This window comes from Bacillota bacterium, from assembly GCA_012837285.1.
Lineage (GTDB): Bacteria > Bacillota > DTU030 > DUMP01 > DUMP01 > DUNI01.
On record DURJ01000110.1, the window covers coordinates 1 to 5,646 of the forward strand.

At 56.1% G+C, this 5,646-nt stretch carries 8 protein-coding genes; 7 read left to right on the forward strand and 1 reads right to left on the reverse strand.

Translation table 11 applies throughout. The features are described from left to right. On the reverse strand, window positions 1-120 hold a 120-nt coding region (locus GX016_06145; protein ID HHT71139.1), incomplete at its 3' end, for a divalent metal cation transporter. A 292-nt stretch (window positions 121-412) separates the two neighbouring features. On the opposite strand from GX016_06145, the gene GX016_06150 reads away from it, so the two are divergent. The 7 genes from GX016_06150 to GX016_06180 form a co-directional block, all read left to right on the forward strand. Then, entirely contained in the window at window positions 413-904 is a 492-nt protein-coding gene (locus GX016_06150; protein HHT71140.1) for a hypothetical protein, read from the forward strand. Window positions 905-923: 19 nt separating this feature from the next. Next, window positions 924-1,988, forward strand: coding sequence for a threonylcarbamoyl-AMP synthase (locus GX016_06155; protein HHT71141.1), 1,065 nt, complete (start codon window positions 924-926; stop codon window positions 1,986-1,988). A gap of 60 nt (window positions 1,989-2,048) precedes the next feature. Further along, window positions 2,049-2,321, forward strand: a complete 273-nt coding sequence (locus GX016_06160; GenBank protein ID HHT71142.1) for a TMEM165/GDT1 family protein — start codon at window positions 2,049-2,051, stop codon at window positions 2,319-2,321. A gap of 9 nt (window positions 2,322-2,330) precedes the next feature. Continuing rightward, on the forward strand, window positions 2,331-2,828 hold the full coding sequence (locus tag GX016_06165; GenBank protein ID HHT71143.1) for a low molecular weight protein arginine phosphatase: 498 nt from the start codon (window positions 2,331-2,333) through the stop codon (window positions 2,826-2,828). A 137-nt stretch (window positions 2,829-2,965) separates the two neighbouring features. Beyond that, on the forward strand, window positions 2,966-4,591 hold the full coding sequence (locus tag GX016_06170) for a hypothetical protein (protein ID HHT71144.1): 1,626 nt from the start codon (window positions 2,966-2,968) through the stop codon (window positions 4,589-4,591). A gap of 116 nt (window positions 4,592-4,707) precedes the next feature. Beyond that, complete coding sequence (gene rpiB / locus GX016_06175; GenBank protein HHT71145.1) at window positions 4,708-5,160, forward strand: ribose 5-phosphate isomerase B; 453 nt, start codon at window positions 4,708-4,710, stop codon at window positions 5,158-5,160. Then, a partial coding sequence (locus GX016_06180) for a TIGR01440 family protein (protein HHT71146.1) occupies window positions 5,157-5,646 on the forward strand: 490 nt, incomplete at its 3' end. The genes rpiB and GX016_06180, both read left to right, overlap by 4 nt.

The window sequence follows — 5,646 nt, forward strand, 5'->3', positions numbered from 1 at the left end:
AGTGAACAAAGCTGTTTGAGTCAGAAAACCGGGACCGATGGCGGACGTTGCCATCAAGAACGCTGCACCTAGCAACACATTGGCTATGTTGCGCTGATCATCAGATCCTTTGGGTTTCATGGACTTAATTCCCTCCTTAATGGTGTTAGTATATTCCGAATTTACTGTAAGCAGTCATGACTCACCCCCTGGTAGTATTAGCTTGTACGTATATTTGATTCTCCCCCAGATAGCAGTTTACCTCCTATAATAAGTAAAATTATTCCATAGAATGGGAGAAGCAAGCATAAAAGACAGTAGATTATTGGAGCTAGAATACCGTGGTTGGGCAGGGGTAGATAGGCTAGACTGATAGCCGGTTGCTGTTTCCAAGCTGATAAGGTATAATCAGGAAGGAATAGGATAAGGGAGCGTGAGGAAGGTAACTATTATTATCGATGGTTATAACTTGATCCGGCAGGTACCGGCGCTCCTGAGTATTGAAGGACGGGGGTTAGAGGCGGGGCGGGAGGCTCTCCTGGATCGCCTTTTTCTGTATAAAAGCGGTCGACGGGATGAAATCACCGTGGTTTTTGACGGCCCCGGGGACCGCGGCTACTTTGCCCGCGGTGGCATTCGAGTTCAGTTTGCCCCCTCGGCGGACGAGGCGGTGGTGGCACTGGCCGGTCCGGGCACCTTAGTAGTAAGTTCGGATCTGGAAGTACAAGCCGGTGCCCGGCATCGGGGAGCGCGAACCCAAGGTGCTGCCGAGTTTTGGCAGCAGGTGCGAGCAGCTATTGCCGGCCGACGCTACCGGCGGGCTCAGCGGCCGCAGCCGGCTTTTTACGGAACCTGGGACAAGGCCGATTGGGATGAAGATTATGAGGATAACAGTCAGCGAAAAAAGAAGCGGCGGCGCCGCTGAGAACAAGAGGGCAGGCCTTATGGAAATCATCAAGGGAACCAAGGTTATCACTGTGATAGAAGCGGCCGACTTGGCGCAGCTCCAAGAGGCCGGGGCCATTATCAGGCGAGGTGGATTAGTGGCTTTTCCCACCGAAACGGTCTATGGGCTCGGGGGTAACGCTTTGGATCCGGAGGTGGCAACTAAGATATACGCTGCCAAGGGACGCCCGTCTGATAATCCGCTGATTGTTCACGTGGCTCGGCCAGAGGAAGTTGAAGCCTTGGTAACCAGGGTTCCTGCTGTGGCCGAGAAGTTAATAGAACGATTTTGGCCCGGGCCTTTAACCTTAGTATTTGCAGCTGCCGAACAAGTGCCCCGTCGAACCACAGGGGGGCTCGACACAGTGGCTATCCGCCTGCCGGCGCATCCGGTAGCGCTGGCGCTGATTGAGGTGGGCGGCTGTCCCCTGGCCGGGCCCAGCGCCAACTTGTCCGGGCGCCCCAGCCCAACCACGGCCCAGCATGTAATAGCAGATCTTGCCGGTCGTGTTGACATGATCATCGACAGCGGGCGCACAGGAGTCGGGGTGGAAAGCACGGTTTTGGATGTGACTGTCAGCCCGCCGCAAATTCTGCGCCCGGGTGGCCTGACTTTGGAGCAACTGCAACAAGTGATTCCGGCAGTTACTGTTGACCCCACTGTGGTCCAGGACACCCCGCCGGAAGGGGGCCGGGTGCGCTCTCCGGGAATGAAGTATAAACACTACGCGCCCAAGGCGGGAGTGGTAGTGGTGGAAGGTAGGCCGACTGCTATTGTGACCAAAATCTGCTCACTGTATGATGACTATGTTTCCCAAGGGAAACGCGTAGCTATCATGGCTACAACCGAGACGGCGCACCTCTACGGGCAGCGACAGACTAGTATCGTTGGGGCTCGTGAGGATTTAGCCACAGTGGCGGCCAATTTGTTTGACCTGCTCCGCTGGTTTGATGCCCAAGGTACCGAGGTGATTTTGGCCGAAGGGGTGGACATGGTTGGGCTGGGGCTGGCGGTGATGAACCGCCTGCGTAAAGCGGCCGGTTATCGTATTGTCAAAGCGTAAAGCAAAATAGTCAAGTGGGGATTGTAGCCCATGGTGCCATCAGCGAAGGAGGGTTAGCACTTGTTCTGGAAGACGGCTTGGACAACTTTTACCTTGGTATTTCTAGCCGAGCTCGGTGACAAGACACAACTGGCTACCATGTTACTGGCAGCAGAAAGTCGGGCTCTGGGGGCCGTGTTTGCCGGTTCGGCGGCTGCGTTGGTTTTGTCGTCTTTTATCGGAGTTCTGGCCGGCGAGGCTTTAACGCGACTGGTCTCACCTCAGTTTCTGAAGACAGCTGCTGGCTTTGCTTTCATCTTATTGGGCCTTGTTATGCTGGTGAAAAGGGGGTAAATCAGGGTTATGCTGACAGTACTCTTGATTTGTACCGGCAACACCTGCCGCAGCCCCATGGCGGCGGCGCTTCTGCGCCGGGCGCTGGACGAACAGCTGGGCGAGAAAGCTTCGTACATAAAAGTAGAATCAGCCGGCTTGGGAGCTATCCCCGGGAGCTGGGCTTCGCCACCGGCTATAGCGGTAATGGGAGAAGTAGGGCTTAATTTGACTGAGCACCGGGCTCGTCCGGTTACCCGGGAAATGGTACGGGCGGCTGACTTGGTCTTGACTATGACCCGCCGCCAAAAGGAGCATGTTCTGGCCCTGGAGCCGGCGGCCCGGGACAAGACATGGACCCTGGGCGAATTGGCCGCCCAAGGGGGGACAGACCGGGAGCTCCGTGTCGATGTAGACGACCCGTTTGGGGGACCGGAGCACACTTATCGTCAGGTGCGTGGCCAACTGCAAGCATTATTGAGACCGGCAGTGGAGTACCTTAGGCAAATGGTCCTATCCCAGGGCTAGGAGCAGGAAATTTGTTCTTTTACGGCGAAGCTAGCTGCATGCTAAGCTTTTCCCGCCTAGGCGGGACTTCCCTGATCTTTGACAGGAGCGAAGAAGTCATATTTGTTTTGGGCGAGAAGAAAGAGGGGGATGAAGAAGTGAATAAGGGAGGTCAAGGGGTGGGGCGTGCACTACTCGCCTTTGTGTTAGCTGGGGTATGCGGGGGTGGTTCCATTTGGCTTTGGACTCGCCTGGAGCTGACGGGGATGGGGGCCGGCTTGTTTGGGTGGTGGGCAGTGGTGGCGCTGAGTTTTGTTTGGCTGGACGGGATGTGGCAGCGCCAGGCACTTAAGGGTGTAGTTACGTATCTGCAGGCGTTAGCCGCCGGCGAAACGTACGCTGAGTTTCCGGAGGCCGTCACCGGCCCGGCGGCGCAGATAGCCCGGCCGCTGAAGGAGCTGGCCGGCAGGCTACAGCAGGTTCTAGGAGAACTGCAGATAGCGGCTGATCAGATGCGGACCTCGGCTGGGCAGCTAGAATCAGGTACCGATCAGGCCCAGGCGGCCATGACCCAGATTGCCGAAGTGGTGCAGGAAATGGCACACCAGGCCACTAAACAAGCTACGGCAGCCAACAACACGGTGGAAAAGACAGGGTACATGAACACCGGTGCTGCGGCCATTGCCGCTAGAGTTAAAGACAGTGAGCAGGCAGCGGATCAGGTGGCAGCTGATGTGGTCACCAGCCGTGAAGCCCTGGAAGCTTTACTTAAGGCCGTTGAAGCTACCGCCAAGCGCAGTGAAGTGCTGGCTGCTGACGTGCGCCAACATACCGAAGGCACGCGCAAGGTGGGAGCCATTGTGGCCAGTGTGACTCAAATCAGTGAGCAAACGAATCTGTTGGCTCTCAATGCAGCCATCGAAGCGGCTCGAGCCGGCGAGCAGGGACGGGGTTTTGCTGTGGTGGCAGCTGAGATTAGGAAATTAGCCGAACAAGCGGCCGAGGCAGCCAAGGAGATAACCACTATTTTGAATCGCATTCATGAAGAAGACAGCGCTTTAGCGGTGGCCATGGATGAGCAGGCGGAAAAGTCGCGGGCAGCTGCAGCCCAGTCCGACTATGCTCGGCAGGCGCTGGCGGCCATGCATACAATATTAGGAGAGCTGCGAACCAAGGTGGCCCAAATTACGCACCATGTGGACGAACAGGTGCAGCGGGTTGCTGACGTGGCTGATCTCATGGACACTGTCAACGACAGTGCCCAGTACACAGCTTCCGGCAGCCAAGAAGCAGCGGCCGCAGTGGAAGAGCAGACAGCCAGTGTAGAGGAAATGGCCCGGGCAGCTCAAAAGCTGGCCAAGATGGCAGACCGGCTCTATGATCTTACCCGCAAGTTCGGCCATGTAAGCATACCTCCGGAAGTGCTGAGGCAAAAAGTACAGCAGGGGTGGCGAGTGCTGGAGCCCATAAGTGACGACCCGTCATTTGTAGAAGCGACACCCCAGGAGAAACTCAGGCGGTTAAAGGAGAAACTGGCGGCTCATTCGTTTCTGGAGCTTATGTATGCCGTCGGGCTGGATGGCAGAACCATGGCTATCACAAAAGGGGACGTAGACCTGGATGTGTCCCACCGTCCCTGGTACCAACAGGCCCGGGAGGGACAGAGAGTACAGACGGAAGTCTACATTTCTTCCGCTACTTACCGGCCCTGCGTTACCTTGGCCTTGCCGCTTCGTTTTCAAGACCGGATTGTGGGAGTTCTGGGAGCGGATGTGAAGTTGTAAAACACAGTTGGGCGCGGTGGGCGCCCAAAAATTTTGCCCACAGTGGGAGGAAACCGAGTCGAGGGAAAGAAGTAATATATTTTGGGGTATGATTAGAGCAGGGTAGGTGATAGCTGTTGAAATTTGCCCTTGGCAGTGACCATGCTGGTTACGAGCTGAAAGAAGCGATCAAAGCGCTTTTAGCTGAACAAGGCCTCGATTATCAGGACTTTGGGACCCATGGCACCGAGTCCTGTGATTATCCCGATTTTGGTCTGGCGGTGGCTGAGACGGTGGCAGGAGGAGATGCGCCGCTGGGAATTTTGGTCTGTGGCACCGGGATCGGTATGTCTATGGTAGCTAACAAGGTTCCAGGGGTGCGGGCGGCGTTGTGTGGCGACACTTTTTCAGCCCGGGCCAGCCGTGAGCATAACCATGCTAATATTTTAGTGTTAGGAGCCAGGGTAGTGGGCTTGGGACTGGCGCTGGACATTGTTCGTACGTGGCTGATAGCGGTTCCGCAAGGCGGCCGCCATGCTGAGCGGGTGGAAAAAATAAAGGCGGTTGAGTGTAAGTACAGGAGGGAGTGAAGGTGCTGCAAGAAATCAGTCTGGCAGTAGAGGCGGCAGCACAAGAATTGTTAGAACGGGCCCAACTGGAACCGGGCAGTATTTTAGTGGTAGGGTGCAGTACCAGCGAAGTGCAGGGTCAACACATTGGCAGCGCCGGTAACCGAGAAGTAGCTGCAGCTATCTTACAACCACTGCTTGAGATTGCCGGCGAGAATCGCATCTTGTTGGCCATTCAGTGCTGCGAACATCTTAACCGGGCTTTGGTGGTAGAGCGGGAAGCACTGAAACAGTATCAGCTGGAGCAGGTATCGGTGTACCCTGTAGCTCATGCTGGCGGGTCGTTGGCTGCTTTGGCCATGGATTTATTTACGGATCCGGTGCTGGTAGAAGAAGTGCAAGCCCATGCCGGCCTGGATATCGGGCACACGTTGATCGGCATGCATATGAAGCCGGTGGCCATTCCTACCCGCTTGGCGGTGAACCGGGTGGGGAAGGCTTGTTTGG

Bases quoted from the DNA above. Each gene is read 5' to 3' on its own strand.
- GX016_06155 (HHT71141.1), top strand. From the start codon at position 924: ATGGAAATCATCAAGGGAACCAAGGTTATCACTGTGATAGAAGCGGCC.
- GX016_06165 (HHT71143.1), top strand. From the start codon at position 2,331: ATGCTGACAGTACTCTTGATTTGTACCGGCAACACCTGCCGCAGCCCC.